Origin of the sequence: Haloarcula marismortui ATCC 43049 (genome assembly GCF_000011085.1) — an archaeon.
Classification (GTDB): domain Archaea; phylum Halobacteriota; class Halobacteria; order Halobacteriales; family Haloarculaceae; genus Haloarcula; species Haloarcula marismortui.
The window spans coordinates 298,418-313,859 of the sequence record NC_006395.1; the positions used below are offsets into that span (position 1 = coordinate 298,418).

A 15,442-nucleotide genomic window follows, 5' to 3' on the forward strand; every position below is an offset into this window, starting at 1 on the left:
CAACCCCCGGCAGTGATCAGAACCCAAACCCGTCTTTCTGCCTGACCGTGACGTCGTGCCCGTCAACTGTTGCCCGAAGCGCCTGTGTGAACGGTTCGGGGTCGAACTGACCGTGGACGCGAACCGTCGTCGCGGAGTCTGTCCGGGGCTGTGCGGTGATTTTCGGCCGACCGATTCGGCCACCCGTGTGGATATCGACGCTGTCGAGTGCGTCGTATGACTGCGTTTCGACCTGTTCGGCTGTCTCGATGGCCGCGGGGACGCCCTCCTCGACCACCTGTGACGCGAATGCGGCAGCCCGCTGGTCCGGCGACCCGAACAACAGGTCGACGGGGGTCAGATAGTCGTACTCGACGAAGTAGGCTCGCTCCGTACAGAACAACACGTCGATAAGCCGGAGCGGGTACGAGCCGCGCATCGTGTAATGCAAGTGGACGCGGAGTTCATCGGTCACGAGAACCACCCTTTCGCAGTGGCCGCGTCAGCGACCGTTCCGTCTGAGGCAACCTTCGCACGTCCCACCCGATACATCGTATACACCTGGACGAGTAGGAAGACCGCCCAGAGGGCGTACCCGCCCGGTGCACTGCCGAGTACGGTCGTCTGCACGGCGAACATCTGTAATCCCAGCCGTGTCGCCAGCCCAGTTCCAATCAGGAGGACGCTGAAATAGCCGAAAAACGCGGCTGCGACCCACATTGCGGCGATCCGACCCCAGCCCGGCATTGTGTGCTCCGGGAGCCGGACTGTATTGACGAGCTGGACGATGACGATGTACGGCCACATCAATAACCCGGACATCGACGCCCCAACGACGAGCAATCCGAAGGGGTCGGATATCGATATCGGCAGGGTGAGGATGAGCACGCCCCAGCCACAGAAGACGGTCAGGAGTCCCCAGAACAGTCGTGGCAGACTCCAGCCCGCCTCCCGACCGTACAGCTCGTAGATAATATCGGAGCTGTTCCGGACGAACGACTCGATAATCGCGTATTCGGTCGTGAACAGGGCGAGAAACAGTGTGACGTAGATGACGCTCGTCGTGAACCCGCCGACCGACGGCGCAATCTCGATGAGCCACATATCGACTGCGTCACTCGTCGCCCCCGGTGCCTGTGACACCGCGATGACGACCAGCATCGTCGTGACCAGCAGGAGGCCCAGCAGGAAGGTCAACAGGTGTTCTAACTGTGTCACGCGCCACCAGCCCCGCCACCGTTTGAGGTTCTGCGTGTCCGGGGTGAACGTGAACCCGTCCTCGTGAACCGTCTCGGGGTCGTCGCCGGCGAAGGGGTTCTTGATTCGGCCCTGATACCGACCCATTCCGTAGCCTTTCTCCCGTATCCAGAGGCTCTGTGAGAGATTGAGGTAGCCGCCCGCGCCGGCGTAGGCCAGCGCCCCGACCAGCACAGCGATGGTTCCGACCGGTGAGTAGTCGCCGACTTCCGTCAGGCTCTCCGGGACGCTGACCAGTACGTCAAGCGACCCGATGAGAACGAACAGCAGCAGTGTGAACGCAATCGACAAGGCCACCAGGATTAGCTGGAGGCTCTCGACGACGTTGTACATCAGCGGCGTCACCTGGTATGTGACCCAGATGAACACCATGAGCCCGATGCCGAACAGTCGCCAGCCAACGATGTCGACGCCGGCGAAGTCGTACGTGCCGAGGGCGAGCCCTTCGGCCCCGATTCGTGCGGCGCTCGCAGCCCACCCTGGCCAGCCGAGACTGACGAACCCGCCTATAAGCATGGCTAGTGGGAGGACCGGGTGCACTCGCTCGAACGCTCGAAACACGCTTTCACCGGTCGCAAGGGTCCATCGCTGTATCTCTGTGTTGATGACAAAGTGGAGACAGACGGCCACGAGGAACAGCCAGTACAGCCCCCACCCGTAGCTGGCGACCAGATGTGGCCAGAACAGCGTCTCACCGCTGCCGAGCGACGCCCCGAGCATGATCGCGCTGGGACCCACGACATGGCGGAGCTTCGGTACTTTCGGCAACGAGAGTTCTCTGAACCGCCCGCCGGTCCCCGTGTCTGGATGGTCGTCGCTCTCCGGTGCCGCCTCGAGGTTATCGTATGCGACCGGGGTGTACGAGGAGATTGGGTAGCGCTGCTCTTTACGGGAGGCGTACACCTCTGCTGTCTCCGACTCCGTCTCTTCCGCTACGTCCGACTGTTCCGTCGGCTTTTCCTCTGGCATCGGTGAACTCACCCACCGACGTAGTGCCAGACGTGTCCGTGGTCGACAGCCAGGTCAACCTGTGGGAGGTCCTCCAGCGCAGGCCCGATAGCGTCCCACCACTCGTCAGCGGTCTTGTACCCCGCCGGATGCTCCTGAAACACTTCGGTAATGAGTTTCCCGGCATCGGTGTCGGGGTTTTCGCGGAGATAGTCGTACGCAGCCCGTAGCGCCGCACGCCGGTCGTCGAGTACATCCCCCGTCCCCGGCAGGTCCGCGTCGGCGATGCTGTGCTCGACCGGGGGCTCTCGTCCCTGTTGGGGTTCCGCGCCCGAGCCGACAAGCTGGGAGAACGGGATCCACCAGACCCGACTCCGTGCCCCGACTTTCCGCGTTTCCAGATCCCCTCGTTCCACGAGTACGTCGAGCTTGTTGTGTGCCGTTTTCCGGGAACAGCCGAGTGCGTCCATCACATCGGTTGCCGTCAACGGTTTCGCCTGGTCCGCCCGATCTTGAAACACCGAGAGCACTCGCTCCGGTGTGAACTCTGCCGTGGACGGTGGCGACCCGTCAGCCCGACCATCGTCCGCGGTATTGCTCATACGTAGCCATTACAGTCGTATGTAATAGACTTTTCTGCATAACCTCCGTTTCGGGAGCAAACACTTTCCCTCCGTCTGACGCTTGATAGACATCAATCACACACGAAGGCATGAATGTACCCTCTCAGTGGATACACCAACAATGGGGTGTCAAAAAGCCTCTTCATTAGTCTCCCTCCGCCAGCGACCACGCTCCGTTGTATCAGTCTAATTCTTGCTCAGCCGGCTCCGGTGCAGACACCGACTGCTCGGTTTCCACGACCGCACGCTCTGGTAGTTCGATGTCAGGTTTCCGACCGAGCGTCAGCAGGCGCTCAGTGAGTGTTAGCTCCTCAGGACTGGGGCTGGGCTTTTGTACTTCCTCGTAGTCGACGATTACCTGCCCCGCTTCGGCCGTGATACGGACCGCACAGAGCTGGTACGAGGGGTAAAACACCGGGGGAAGCAGCCCGATGACACCGTCCCGACGGTGGAGCCGTTTGAGCCAGGTCCCGCTGTTGACGACTAACCCACCGTCGACTGACTGCACGCTCGGTCGGTGCGTGTGGCCGTAGCAGAAGACAACCACGTCTTCCTTTTCGTCGAACACTTCGCGGGCGGCTTCCTTGTACGTCGTCTGAGTGTCGACTGTGAGGTCTGTCTCGAAAACGCCAAAGCGATTGATGGTCTTCTTGATATCCCGTCGAAGGAGATACAGCGGGATGCCCACGAGCAACAGGAGCCCGGCCAGCGACGCATTCACCACGAGCAGCACCCAGATGGCGGTCCCGACGGTGCCGAACTGGCCCAGAAACGACGTTGTCGTTTCGACCGGTGCCGACCAGACTCCGAGCAGGTTCAACGCCGCCAGAATCGCCAGGATAGCACTAACGTTGAACAACAGCAGGAACGGGACGAGTGCGTACCGCAACAGCGGGTTCATTTCCCGGTAGAAGTACTTCGAGAGCATCCACACCGGGACTCGTTCCGTTGGCGTCACCGCCTGCACGTCCTTGAGCCAGTTGTACCGACCCCGGTCCGAGAGCTGGCCGGCCCGACTCGTCACCAGCGTGTTGTAGTAGTAGCCAAGCGGCGTCACGTTGGTGTCGCCCCAGTCTTCGATGCGGTTGTTGGGGTCCTGCTGATTGCCGTGTTCGAAGTGGATGGCCTGGTCCCCGACCGGACGGGTAATTGACTTCGACTGGACGAGATTGACGTTGTACGCCGCGAACCGCTCCGCGTACTCGTCATAGGCCGCGAGTTCGTGGTCGTGATTCCCTGGGATCAGGGTTATTTCGATGTTCTCGCCGGTCTTTTGCAACTGCTCGAACAGCGACGGATAGGTCGCTTCGAGGACATCGAACTTCTCCAGTCCCGACATCCCGGTGAACTCCCACAGCCCGAACGCGTCGCCGTTAATGAGTAGCTCGACGTCCTCGTCGGTGGTCTCTAGCCGCGATAAAAAATCAAGCAGTTCGTCCAGAAACTCCACGTCCTCTAGCTGTTCGTCGCCGCCGATGTGGAGGTCGCTGATGACGTAATAGACGCGGTCGTCGGCGGTGCCGTCCATTGAATACGGGTTCTTGACCCACAGACAAAGGCGTTGCTCTCCGGGATATCACGGCGGAAGGTCGTCGCTTCGGCTGGGTGTGTCGCTGGAATACGTGTTCCCGCCGGTGTCGCGACCTGCCCGATTACAGTTCAAGCACGGCCCGGAATCGTGCTTCGTTGTCGATCATCCGGCCGTAGGCCTCATTCACCTCTTCGAGCGGGTAGGTCTCTATTTCCGGTGCGATGTCGCGAAGCGAACTGAACTCAAGCGTGTCCTGTGAGTCGCGTGCGTGTCCGGAGGCCCAGCCCTCGACAGCGCCCCGGGTCTGGACGAGTTGCTGTCCGCTCACCGCTACCGGTTCGCCGGGGACGCCCACAACCACGACGGAGCCGTCGACACCGATGCCGCTGACGATGGAACTGATGGCGTCACTCGACGGTGCCGTCGCCAGCACCACATCGGCCCCACCAAGCTCCTGCAGTCGCTGCCCGGCGTCTGTCTCCGCCGCGTTAATGAAGTGGTCGGCTCCAAGCTCTTTCGCCAGCGATTCTTTTTCGGGCGTTCGGGAGATCGCGGCCGTCTCGAAGCCAGCCGCGTGTGCATACTGGATACCGAGGTGACCGAGGCCGCCGACACCCTGCACGGCGACGAGGTCGCCGACGTTCGCATCGCTGTTCCGCAGCGCGTTGAACGTCGTCACGCCCGCACAGAGGAGCGGTGCCGCGGCCGCCGCATCAAGTGATTCCGGAATCTTTGCGAGCGCCTCCGACGGTGCGGTCATGTACTCCGCGTACCCGCCGTCGTAGCTCAGCCCAGTGATTTCACCGTTCTCACACTGGAGGAAGTTCCCCTGCCGACACTGGTCACACGTCGAACAGTGGCCGCCGTGCCAGCCGACGCCGACTCTGTCGCCCACGTCCCAGGCGTCGACAGCGTCGCCGACGGCGTCTACGTGGCCCGCCACCTCGTGGCCGGGAACCCGCGGATAGGAGACGACCGGGTTGGTCCCTTCTTTGGCGAACACGTCGCTGTGACAGATGCCACAGGCGTCGACCGAGACCCGTACCTCGCCGGGGTCCGGCTCGGGTACGTCTCGTTCGACGACCTCGAAGTCATCCCCTGGCTCGGGTACGACTGCCGCTTGCATTGTATCAGACATATCGCTACTTTCGGCTCGACGCTGATAAGCGGCCAGTTAGCAGAGAGCTGTACGGGGCGTTTGTTGGGATGTCCGACCAGACCGCGCCGAGGCAGCTCCTCGTTCAGGACCGGAGCCGCTGGATTCGCTTCTCCGTCGGCGGGTGGGTCGAAAACAGCTTCTCGAACAGCCCCTTGTCGGCGTTGAAAATACAGAGGGCGTTCATGCTGTCGTCGACGGCTGATTCCCGCCCCTCCGCACCGCGAGAGATTTTTTCGAGCGCACGGGCCAGCGGCTCGCCGGTGCCGATGGCGCGGCGCGCGTCCGCGTCGGCGACGTATTCCCGATACCTCGAAATCGCCAGCACGAACACCATGACCAGCGCGTTCGCGAGCGAGGAGGCGATCATCGCCATGATCCAGGAACCGATGTTTCGCTCGCCGCCGAACAGCACTGCGAAGTAAGCGACGTAGCCGACGAGCATTCCGATGGACTGCCCGACGACCATTGTGATGACGTCCCGGTTCTTGATGTGTGCCAGTTCGTGCGCGATGACGCCCTCCAGTTCGTCATCGTCCAGCAGTTGCATCAGTTCGCTCGACACGACGACGACACCCGCACCTTTCCGGCCGACGGCGAAGGCGTTGGGCACGCCCATGTCCATCACCATCAGTCGCGGCTCCTCGATACTCATATCTCTGCAGAGCCGCCGGACCATCTGGTGGACGTAGCCGAACCGCTGGTCGTCCGGCATCTCCTCCGCGCCACGGAGTGCCAGCCACTTCCCGAGCTTGTACTGGATCGCCGGCACGACGAGGATGCCGACGAGGAGCACCGGGACAAGCGGCAGGCCTAACAGCACCGACAGTGCCGTTCCGGCGAAAACGTAGAACGCGAACAGAACCGCACCGACGACAAGCATCCGCACCTGTAATCCGAAATCTGTCATACAGGGTCAAATCCGTCCGGCCACATAAACCGTCTGGCTGATAGCGCCGCTTGCGTCACTGGATTTCGCTGCGGATACAGCGCTTACGGCTTGTGGAGCGCGTAACTCCGTCGCCCATGGGTTTCAAGCGTGAGAGACGCCAGCCGCCAGTCGGTCTCTGAACAGAACTGGTGGACGGCAGGGATGACGCCGTTCACGATTTTGTAGTCGTCGCCCGTAATGTACCCGTCATCTGCGACTGCTCGCTGGCTCTCTCTGAGTTCGGCCAGCGTGGCCTCGTATTCGTGGGAACTGTTGATGTACACCCAGTCGAGCGAGTCAGTGTCGGTCTCACGGAGCACGGTAATCGGCTCAGCGTCCCGCAGATGTACAGTGCCCTGATGACCGCTGAATCGTTGCTTAACAGCCTGCCGCTCTTCGTCGTTGTCCCACTGGTCGACCAGATAGAGCGTTTCCGGCCGCGTGACCCTGCTGATTGATTCGGTGAAAGAACCGTCTCCAGTACCGAACTCGGCGGCGGTCCCGCTGGTCGGCAGGTGTTCGAGGAGATCCGTCCGTTGGGGGAGAACTTGCACGTGTTCGAGCGCTGCCGCCGGGAGCGACGCCGGCACGCCTTCCTCACGGTCCAGAATGGCCGATGCTGCGGCTCCTTCTGTCGTGTCGGGCGGGAACGCGGTCTGATAGAGTCCGGCAATCAGCGGGTAGAGACGGTCCGGACAGGACTCGGTGATAGCGCGCTTTGCCCACGATAGTGATATTCTTTTGAAATGATACTACAACGGAAAGTAAAAGCATGCCGACTCCCCGCTCGCTATAGAGCCGAAAAGCTATGCGCCTGGGTCCGAAACGGCACTGGCATGCCTGTTTCCCGCTTTCTCCGACGGTTCCGGCCCTACTCTGTCCCGATCTGTCTGTTTACGGTGGTCGGCGCTGCCGTGTTGTTCGTGCCGCTGCTGGTTCTCGGAGACGCGACCGGACGCACATACGCCCTGACCGTGGCGGTTCTCATCGTCGCAATCTCGTCGGTCCTTCCGTACGCTGCCGCCGTCGGTGTTCTAACGGTCCCGTTCCTCTACACTGGCGTCGGGAGCTATGCGTCGCCGGCGGTCCTGCCGACCGACGCAGAGTCCCTTGCGCTGGCCGGAGTCCTCCGACACGTGGTCGCGGGCATCTCGTATGTCGTCGCGGCCACCGCTGTCGGCGCTGTCGGCATCGGCCTTGATTTCGCAGCTTCGAGTGGGTCGGAGCCGTTTCCGGCGGTCGGTTTCCCGTCGTTTCCGTCACTCGGGGTTCCGCCGTTTCTGCTGCTCGGGGGCGTGGTCACCGCTGGTGTCTACGTTACGGTTCAACTGTGGCGGTACGGGAAATCGCTCTGGGACCTTGGTTGGGAGACCGTTCTCGGCACGGGCGTTCTCGGCTTGCTCCTCGCTGTGGCGCCTGTGGTCGCGCTCTGGATTTTCGGGTCGTACGGCTTCTGACCGTCCCCGTGTTCCCTGCGAGAGCCGGCTTATTTGCAGACCGTCCGATAGTCGGTGCTACCCGCCGCCTTCCAAACGGCTTAATGGCGCAAGCATCAGTACTCAATAATGACTCAGCAACAGTCCCCGACAGATGGAGGTCCACGAGCGAGCGGTATGCCGATGCTCGGCCTCGGTACCTGGCAGAATGAAGACGCAGAACAGTGTGCCGAGAGCGTTCGGACGGCGCTGGAGGCCGGCTACCGACATATTGACACCGCACAGGCATACGACAACGAAAGCGCAGTCGGCGACGGTATCGCTGCCGCTGACGTGGACCGCGACGATATTTTCCTGGCGACGAAGGTCTGGATATCGAATCTCTCGCACGACGACGTGATCGAGACGACCGAGGAGAGCCTCGACAAACTCGGCGTCGATTCGGTGGACCTGCTGTACGTTCACTGGGCGGCGGGCGAGTATGAGCCTGAAGAGACGCTACCTGCGTTCGACGAACTCGTCGACCGCGGCCTTATCGACAACGTCGGCGTCTCGAACTTCGAACCGCACCACGTCGAAACGGCGATGGACGTGCTCGATGCTCCGGTGTTCGCAAATCAGGTCGAGACGCACCCGTTCCTCCAGCAGTCGGAACTCCGTGAGCACGCGGCCGAACAGGACTACGAACTGGTCGCGTACTCGCCGCTGGCCCGCGGTGAAGTGTTCGGTCACGATGTCATCGAAGCCATCGCCGACGACCACGACGCCAGCGAAGCGCAGGTCAGCCTCGCGTGGCTCCGTGAGAAGGGTGTGACGGCGATTCCGAAGGCTACGAGTGAAGCCCACATTACGGACAATCTGGCGAGCCTTGACCTGTCGCTGACGGACGCCGACATCGACCGTATCGACAATATCGATACTGTCGACCGACGTGTCGACCCGGATTTCGGGCCGGCCGCGTGGGACTAAGTCGGCGTCGGAGTTTCTCGGTCGAGTTTGCTAATCGGCTGTCGGTCCGTGACACCACGTCTCCCACAGCCCTCTTCACATTTCGACCCCTTGAATTGGTAATGAGATATTTTTGTTCTGACGGGTGGTCCAACTGACCTGGCCTATGCTGCGGTCCGCGGTCACTGAGCGTCCCTCAATCCCGGCTCGCTACCGCGACAGCGCACTGTTTGTCCTGCTCGCCGTGTTGTTTGGTGGCTCGTTCGTCGCAATCAAAACCGGGCTTCGTGAGCTGCCACCGGTGCTGTTTGCTGGCCTCCGGTTCGACTTGGCGGCGGTGACGTTGCTTGGCTACATCGTCTTTACCCGGCCCCGGTCGACGTGGCTACCCCGGACTCGCGGCGACTTCGTGGGTATCGGGATGGCGGCGCTGTTCCTGATCGCGCTCAACAACGGCCTGTTGTTCCTTGGCCAGGGCGCGACAACGCCTGCAGCGGCGTCCGTGATGTACGGTCTGAACCCGATACTCGCCCCCGTCTTCGCCTGGTGGCTGCTGGGCGACCGACTCTCGTGGCTCGGCGCGCTCGGTATCGGTGTCGCGCTGAGCGGCGTTATCCTCATCGTACAGCCGTCGCCGTCGACGTTCACCGACGCGAGCGCTATCGGGCAACTGCTCGTCCTCGGGGCGGCCGCGGCCGTTGCGCTGGGAAGCGTGCTGCTCCAGCGTGTCGGTCCGCAGATGGACAGTACTCCGCTGACTGCGTGGGCGATGGCCGTCGGCGCGGTGCTCCTCCACGTCGCAAGCCTGCTGGTCGGGGAGCCACCCACGGCCGTCATCGGCATCGGCCCGGAGACGATTGCGAGCATCGTGGCTGTGGGCATTCCCTCGACGGCAGTCGCCTACGCCATCTACTTCGGCCTCATCAATCGCATCGGCCCGGTTCGTGCGAACCTGGTCGCCTATGTCGTGCCGATATTCGCCGCGCTCATGGGCTGGGTCCTGCTCGGCTCGTCGGTGTCACTGTGGACGCTTGTCGGCTTCCTCGTCGTCGTTGCGGGCTTTGCCCTCATCGAGCGCGTGACGATCCGGATGGAGCTTCGCCGGCTCTACCGCCGGTTCGAAGACACGTCGCCGAAGCAGACGCCGCCGTGTGACGACTGAACGCCTCGGTAACTACAACCGCGGCGGACGCGTTACGTTCTGTGACCGTCTCAGTGGTTTCCTGCCGGTGACACAGGCCAAGCCAATCATGTACCGGCAGCTCCTAGCTACGGTATGGACCCTTCTGACGTGGAAACTGTGTTCGTCGCCGGAGCCAGCGGTGGGACTGGGCGAGCGACGCTCCGACTGCTCAGTTCGCGTGTGCCGACGGTCCGGGCATTGACCAGCACCTCGGCAAAAACAGACGACCTGCAGGCGGCCGGCGCTGACGAGGTTGTCGTCGACGACTTGCTGAATCCGATTGCGCTGACCGATTCGCTGTCGGATGTCGATGTCGTCCTGAGCGCCGTCGGGTCGGACATCACGGATGTCTGGTCACAAAATGAGTACGTCGACGGTGCGGGAACGACCAATCTACTCGATGCGGCTGTCGACGCCGGCGTGGAGGCGTTCGTCATGGAATCCGCCATCGGCGTCGGCGACGAACCGGCCAGTCCGCTCGCGGCGGCCTTCGATGTTGCCATCCAGCCGATACAGCGCGCCAAAGCAACGGCCGAGGCCGCAATCCGTGAGGCGCCGGTTCGACACACAATTCTCCGTCCTGGCGTCCTCACGAACGGGCCCCGAACTGACACCGTCTCCGTTGCCGAACCCGGCGCGAAGCTCTGGGGAAGCGTTTCGCGGGCCGACGTAGCCCGACTGATGATTGCTGCGCCTGTCACACCGGCGGCGGAAGACCGGACGCTGGAAGTCGTTGCGAAGCCGTCGTTCCCGGACCGCGCGCTACATATCGATTGGCAGCTCCCGCAAAGCGGGCACGCGGGAACCGTGACGGTCGATACCACAGACGGCGGCCCGTAGCGGGCAAGCCACCCGTGTGCAAATACGGCTCCAGCGTGAAAGGTCCCTGATGACTGCTGTGGACCACGTGAACGCCGGGTATCGGCGACTGTACGAGCAGGACGGGCTCTCGTTTGGGCTCGGATTTCCGCTCACAGACGAAACGGAGTCGACGCCGGATATCGACGCAGAACTCCGGCTGGCAAGCCACGCCGAAGCAGTCGGGTTCGACGCGCTCTGGGCGCGAGACGTGCCGACGTACTGGCCGCGGTTCGGGGACGCCGGCGGGGCCTTCGACCCGTGGTCGCTGCTGTCCCACGTCGCCGCCCACACCGAGTCAGTGGCGCTCGGCACATCGAGCATTGTTCTCCCGCTGCGCCACCCGCTCCACGTGGCAAAGTCGGCCGCGTCTGTCGACCGGCTCTCCGACGGCCGTCTCGTGCTTGGCGTTGCCTCGGGCGACCGCGACCCGGAGTATCCGGCGTTCGGTGTTGACCCCGAGAACCGGGGCCAACTGGTGCGTGAAAGCGTCGATGCACTCCGCGCGCTCTGGCGAGAGGAGTACCCGACGCTTGAGGGTTCCTGGGGCCAGATTGACGGTGAACTGGATGTTCTCCCGAAGCCGACGACAGATACGCTCCCGCTGTTTCCGACCGGGAACGCCAGACAATCGACGGAGTGGATCGCCGAGAACGGCGACGGCTGGATATTCTACCACCTTCCCGAATCGACGCTTGAGTCGTATCTCGACACGTGGCGCGGTCACGCGCCACAGAAGCCGTTCACGATTGCCCTGCAGGTCGAGTTCGCCGATGACCCGACGGCCGAGCCCGAACCGCTTCACCTTGGCTATCGGGCCGGCGTCGAGTGGTTCCGAGAGTATTTCCGACGGCTCGAAGACTACGGCCTTGACCATGTTATAGTTGGGCTTCGTGCTGCGGAGCCAGCGGCGGCGATGACGACGTTCGCCAGCGAAGTCATCGAGGAACTGTGACTCCAGCCGTCGATGGCCGTCTATGTTGATCTCGCGGCGCGGTCACTCTGAGATATCTGGATACGACTGTCGACCGCCCTGTGTCTTTCTGGCGACCAATTGAGCGGTGGCGGCGGTCGTCCCGTCCGTCGTCGTGGTTCGCTCGTCGTAGTGTAGCACGGTCAGCCCGAGTCCCGCCCTGAGCAGTTCGTTCGAGGCGAACCGGTATCGGTCTCCCGAGGGGCCGCCGTCCACGTCGTCGGTCGTCCGGAGGTGGTGCTGAATGAACAGACAGCCGCCGTCGGCCAGCGCCTCAATGATATCGGGGAGGCGGTCGACGGGCCGATAGAAGCTAATCGTAATGACATCGTACGTCGACGCCGGGTACGCGAACGATTCGAGATCTGCCTGTAGCCACTCGATATCGCCTTCGACGCCTGCCGCGCGTGCGTTTTCACGGGCAATCTGAAGCCCCGCACGCGACTGGTCGACCGCATCGACGCGGTACCCGGCCGCTGCGACCGGCAGTGCGTTGCGCCCGGTCCCAGTTGCGATGTCAAGCGCTCGACCCGGTGGAAAGGTCGGCAGGTATCGTTCTAACACTGGATGTGGGTCCGGACGTTGCGGGTACGTCCCCGTTCGGTATCGCTCGTCCCAGGTCGTCATGGCTCCGGTAACCACCCGCCAAGACATGAAGCCTGTGGGCTGTGCCACAGCGCTTGCGTTGTGTTCCGTTTCCGGGCGCGACAATCTCAACTGACTTATCTGCACACCTGTGACCTATCCACAGGCTACCAGCTATGGACAGTCAAACCGGTGTGACCAGACGGCGACTGCTTCTCGGTCTCGGAAGCGGACTCGGTCTGCTTGGGGGTGGCGGTGCCTACGTGTACTGGTCGCTGCAGGGCGACTCCGGCGAGTATACTGCGCCGAACTCACAGCCAGTCGTCACTACGCGCGGACTTCTCGACTCAGCCGAGGAACCGGCCGCTGAGACCGAGGGCGCGTGGTCGTTCGACGACGCGTCGGAGGTGTTCCTGTTCGTCCACGGATTCAGTACCGACGCTGAGACGGCGCGAGATAATGCCTACACAGCGCAGCTAGCGCTCGGAGAGTACACATCCGCACCGGTTGTCGCATACAGTTGGGATTCCGACGTCGAATGGGAGCAGGCCAAGGACAACGCAGTGGCGAACCGTACTCTCCTCGCCCAGTGGCTAATGGAGTGGGCCGAAACCGACGGGCGACCCGTCCACGTGCTCGCCCATTCGCTTGGCGCGCGGGTGACCGGTGAGACACTTCGCGTGCTTGCCGAGCAAGGGGCGACAGACGTGCTTGCTTCGGTGTCACTGCTCGGCGGCGCTATTCCCTACGATAGCGTGGTGCAAGGTGGCCGTTACGGCGACGCTATCGAGGCTGTTGACGCTCCGGTGTCGAACTTCTACAGCCAGAACGACAAGGTCCTCTCGTGGGTGTACCGGGCGTCGGACCGGACACACGCCGTCGGCCACGCTGGAACGCGTGACGCTGGGCCGCTTCCCGACGGCTACCAAGACGTGAATGTCACTGACCTCGTTGCCGACCACTACTCGTACTTCGAACCGGGTGAGGGCTGTCTGGCGCGTGTCGTTGCTGAAATCGAGTGATGTGGCTCTGCCTTCACTGCTGCTAATAGAACTATATACGGCGGAAGTGTTATCTCAACTATGGGAACTGCTGTCAGACCAACGGCTGCTACGCGCCGGAGTGGAACATGAGCCTCTTTACTGCTGTTGTCGTTTTCGTGGTGGGGCTGCTCTCAGGCATCGTTGTCCGGTGGGTCGCTGGACTTGCTGCCGTTCTTGCGCTCGTTCTGGTGCTGTTGGGTGTCACCACGCCGGATATCGGTCTGGTAAACTTCGTGGTCGAACAGTACTACCAGGGTAACGAACTACTGTTTCTCGCCGGACTGCTGTTCGGGCTGGACGCCGAACACACCAGAGATGCCGTCGAGGGGTGACTTACAATCATCGAACTCGCTGAGCCTGTTGGACTGGCGTTTCGGGGGAAGTGTCCACCAATGACGAGCGTTTGAGTGCGCTGTCACAGCGTTGCTGTTCGAAATAAACCGTGGTTACGCTTCAGGACAGAAAATATACGAATGGCGGATATCGCTGTCATACGTGAGTGACCCCGCGGGCGTTCTGAGTAGCGTTGCAACTGAGTAGAGGTCGCCGGCCGCTCCCGCTGTATTGAACAGCAGGGCGAGGAAGGCTGCGAACGCGAGAAGCGGGAGTGGAACGAACAACACGGGGAGAAGCAACGCGTCGAGTACAACGAGCGGCGCGATGCCGACGATAATATTGTGAGTCCGCTCCTGAAACTGATGAAACGCTGCCACATAAAACGCGCCGAGCTGTGGGGCCACGCCGTAGGAAACATCGTAGTCGAACCATCGATAGGCGAGCCCGTGAACTAGTTCATGGAGCACAGTAGCTGCGACAATCGTGCCGATGCATGTGACCGCGACCAGCCCAGACGCGAGCGTGAACGTGATGCCTGTGGCGGTTTCGTCGACCGAAAAAACGGCGTCGAGCGCGGTTCCCTGGGCGTACCAGAGTATGCCGCCGAACACCACCGCAGCGACCGGTACCAGCACACTCACGAGACCGAGTATCACCAGCGGCGGGTATCGAAGCGGCCGGGGTGACTGATAGCCCGCCGGCGTTGCAGGGCGCAACGTGTCGGCGGGAGTGTAATCGCTTGTCGGCATACCCGTGATTCAGCCGGAGGACTGAAAAATCAGGATGTCACTTCCGCCCGGTTGTAACTGAGAAGCAACCAGTCACTGCCGGTTGGTTCGACAGCAGGTGGCGAGCATATATTCGCTCTCATACAGCTATATAGAACTCATATAAAGCACCTATACCAGATTCACCGATGTTTCACAAACGACCTTACATAGATGGCTTCACCACCGACGTTTCATCCGGACCTCGGCGCACCACACCAGCGAATCCGCGGTCACAGATGGGAAGAAATCTACGTTGTCGGCGACGTCCACGGATGTCGTCCGACCCTCGAACGCCTCCTGAGCCGGTTAGACCCCACCCCGGACGAACTCGTGGTCTTCGTTGGTGACCTCGTCCGAAAAGGTCCGGACAGCGATGGTGTCGTCGACATGGTCCGGCATACGCCGAACTTCCTCACCGTCCGTGGCAACAACGAGCAGAAACTCATCGACGGCCGCAAATCGATTCCGTCGTTGACCGACGACGACCTCTCGTGGATGGCGTCGCTCCCGGTGGCAATCTCGTGGGACGATTCGCTGGTCGTCCACGGTGGCGTCGACCACCGCAAGTCAATCGCGGAGCACGAACTGACTGAACTGCTGAACATGCGCTCACTTGTTCCGGACGGAAGCTACGACCGCCCGTACTGGTTCGAAACACGCCGTGCTGACCCTCGCATCTTCTTCGGTCACACGGTGCTTTCCGAGCCATTCGAGACACCTACTGCGGTTGGTCTAGACACCGGGTGCGTTTACGGCGGGCAGTTGACGGCGTACCAGTGCTCGACGCAGGAGTTCGTCACGGTGGACCCGGAGACGACCCACGAAGCCCGGTCGTCCGATAGCATCGTCGACCCGGAGCGTGCCCCGCCGACATCAACGTAACCC

General features: G+C 62.1%; 17 protein-coding genes. 8 read left to right on the forward strand and 9 right to left on the reverse strand.

Annotation, left to right across the window (positions count from 1 at the left end; all coding sequences use genetic code 11):
• Positions 1 to 16: 16 nt before the first annotated feature.
• The 7 genes from RR_RS03540 to RR_RS03570 all read right to left on the reverse strand — a co-directional run bounded on the left by RR_RS03540 (position 17) and on the right by RR_RS03570 (position 7,015).
• Positions 17 to 463 carry a hypothetical protein gene (locus RR_RS03540; RefSeq protein WP_049938582.1) on the reverse strand — a complete coding sequence of 149 codons (447 nt, stop codon included), beginning with the start codon at positions 461 to 463 and terminating at the stop codon, positions 17 to 19.
• Positions 451 to 2,205: an Nramp family divalent metal transporter gene (locus RR_RS03545; protein ID WP_011222688.1), complete on the reverse strand. Its 1,755-nt coding sequence runs from the start codon at positions 2,203 to 2,205 to the stop codon at positions 451 to 453. The genes RR_RS03540 and RR_RS03545 overlap by 13 nt, the downstream gene beginning before the upstream one ends.
• Before the next feature lie 8 nt (positions 2,206 to 2,213).
• Positions 2,214 to 2,786: a helix-turn-helix transcriptional regulator gene (locus tag RR_RS03550; protein WP_011222689.1), complete on the reverse strand. Its 573-nt coding sequence runs from the start codon at positions 2,784 to 2,786 to the stop codon at positions 2,214 to 2,216.
• 202 nt (positions 2,787 to 2,988) lie between these two features.
• Positions 2,989 to 4,335 (reverse strand): metallophosphoesterase, encoded by a 1,347-nt coding sequence (locus tag RR_RS03555; RefSeq protein ID WP_011222690.1) that lies wholly within the window; start codon positions 4,333 to 4,335, stop codon positions 2,989 to 2,991.
• Positions 4,336 to 4,459: 124 nt separating this feature from the next.
• The gene (locus RR_RS03560; protein ID WP_049938584.1) at positions 4,460 to 5,464 is read right to left on the reverse strand and encodes an alcohol dehydrogenase; all 1,005 of its coding nucleotides are present in this window, start codon (positions 5,462 to 5,464) and stop codon (positions 4,460 to 4,462) included.
• Between the two features lie 115 nt (positions 5,465 to 5,579).
• Entirely contained in the window at positions 5,580 to 6,404 is an 825-nt protein-coding gene (locus tag RR_RS03565; RefSeq protein ID WP_011222692.1) for a M48 family metallopeptidase, read from the reverse strand.
• Between the two features lie 83 nt (positions 6,405 to 6,487).
• Positions 6,488 to 7,015, reverse strand: a complete 528-nt coding sequence (locus RR_RS03570) for a class I SAM-dependent methyltransferase (protein ID WP_232508515.1) — start codon at positions 7,013 to 7,015, stop codon at positions 6,488 to 6,490.
• Positions 7,016 to 7,261: 246 nt separating this feature from the next.
• Between RR_RS03570 and RR_RS03575 the strand changes: the two genes are divergently transcribed.
• The 5 genes from RR_RS03575 to RR_RS03595 all read left to right on the forward strand — a co-directional run bounded on the left by RR_RS03575 (position 7,262) and on the right by RR_RS03595 (position 11,805).
• Positions 7,262 to 7,882, forward strand: coding sequence for a hypothetical protein (locus RR_RS03575; RefSeq protein WP_232508516.1), 621 nt, complete (start codon positions 7,262 to 7,264; stop codon positions 7,880 to 7,882).
• Positions 7,883 to 8,038: 156 nt separating this feature from the next.
• On the forward strand, positions 8,039 to 8,830 hold the full coding sequence (locus RR_RS03580; RefSeq protein ID WP_004965389.1) for an aldo/keto reductase: 792 nt from the start codon (positions 8,039 to 8,041) through the stop codon (positions 8,828 to 8,830).
• Positions 8,831 to 8,975: 145 nt separating this feature from the next.
• Positions 8,976 to 9,971, forward strand: a complete 996-nt coding sequence (locus tag RR_RS03585; protein WP_011222695.1) for a DMT family transporter — start codon at positions 8,976 to 8,978, stop codon at positions 9,969 to 9,971.
• A 114-nt stretch (positions 9,972 to 10,085) separates the two neighbouring features.
• Positions 10,086 to 10,832, forward strand: a complete 747-nt coding sequence (locus RR_RS03590; protein ID WP_011222696.1) for an NAD(P)-binding oxidoreductase — start codon at positions 10,086 to 10,088, stop codon at positions 10,830 to 10,832.
• A gap of 49 nt (positions 10,833 to 10,881) precedes the next feature.
• Positions 10,882 to 11,805: an LLM class oxidoreductase gene (locus tag RR_RS03595; protein WP_011222697.1), complete on the forward strand. Its 924-nt coding sequence runs from the start codon at positions 10,882 to 10,884 to the stop codon at positions 11,803 to 11,805.
• 42 nt (positions 11,806 to 11,847) lie between these two features.
• Here the strand turns inward: RR_RS03595 and RR_RS03600 are convergent, their stop codons facing one another.
• Entirely contained in the window at positions 11,848 to 12,450 is a 603-nt protein-coding gene (locus RR_RS03600; protein ID WP_049938589.1) for a class I SAM-dependent methyltransferase, read from the reverse strand.
• Between the two features lie 134 nt (positions 12,451 to 12,584).
• Between RR_RS03600 and RR_RS03605 the strand changes: the two genes are divergently transcribed.
• Entirely contained in the window at positions 12,585 to 13,430 is an 846-nt protein-coding gene (locus RR_RS03605) for a DUF726 domain-containing protein (RefSeq protein ID WP_011222699.1), read from the forward strand.
• Positions 13,431 to 13,537: 107 nt separating this feature from the next.
• Entirely contained in the window at positions 13,538 to 13,783 is a 246-nt protein-coding gene (locus RR_RS03610; protein ID WP_011222700.1) for a hypothetical protein, read from the forward strand.
• Positions 13,784 to 13,897: 114 nt separating this feature from the next.
• Here RR_RS03610 and RR_RS03615 read toward each other — a convergent pair whose 3' ends face one another.
• Positions 13,898 to 14,536 carry a DUF3267 domain-containing protein gene (locus RR_RS03615; protein ID WP_011222701.1) on the reverse strand — a complete coding sequence of 213 codons (639 nt, stop codon included), beginning with the start codon at positions 14,534 to 14,536 and terminating at the stop codon, positions 13,898 to 13,900.
• Between the two features lie 192 nt (positions 14,537 to 14,728).
• Between RR_RS03615 and RR_RS03620 the strand changes: the two genes are divergently transcribed.
• On the forward strand, positions 14,729 to 15,439 hold the full coding sequence (locus RR_RS03620) for a metallophosphoesterase family protein (RefSeq protein ID WP_011222702.1): 711 nt from the start codon (positions 14,729 to 14,731) through the stop codon (positions 15,437 to 15,439).
• Positions 15,440 to 15,442 lie beyond the last annotated feature (3 nt).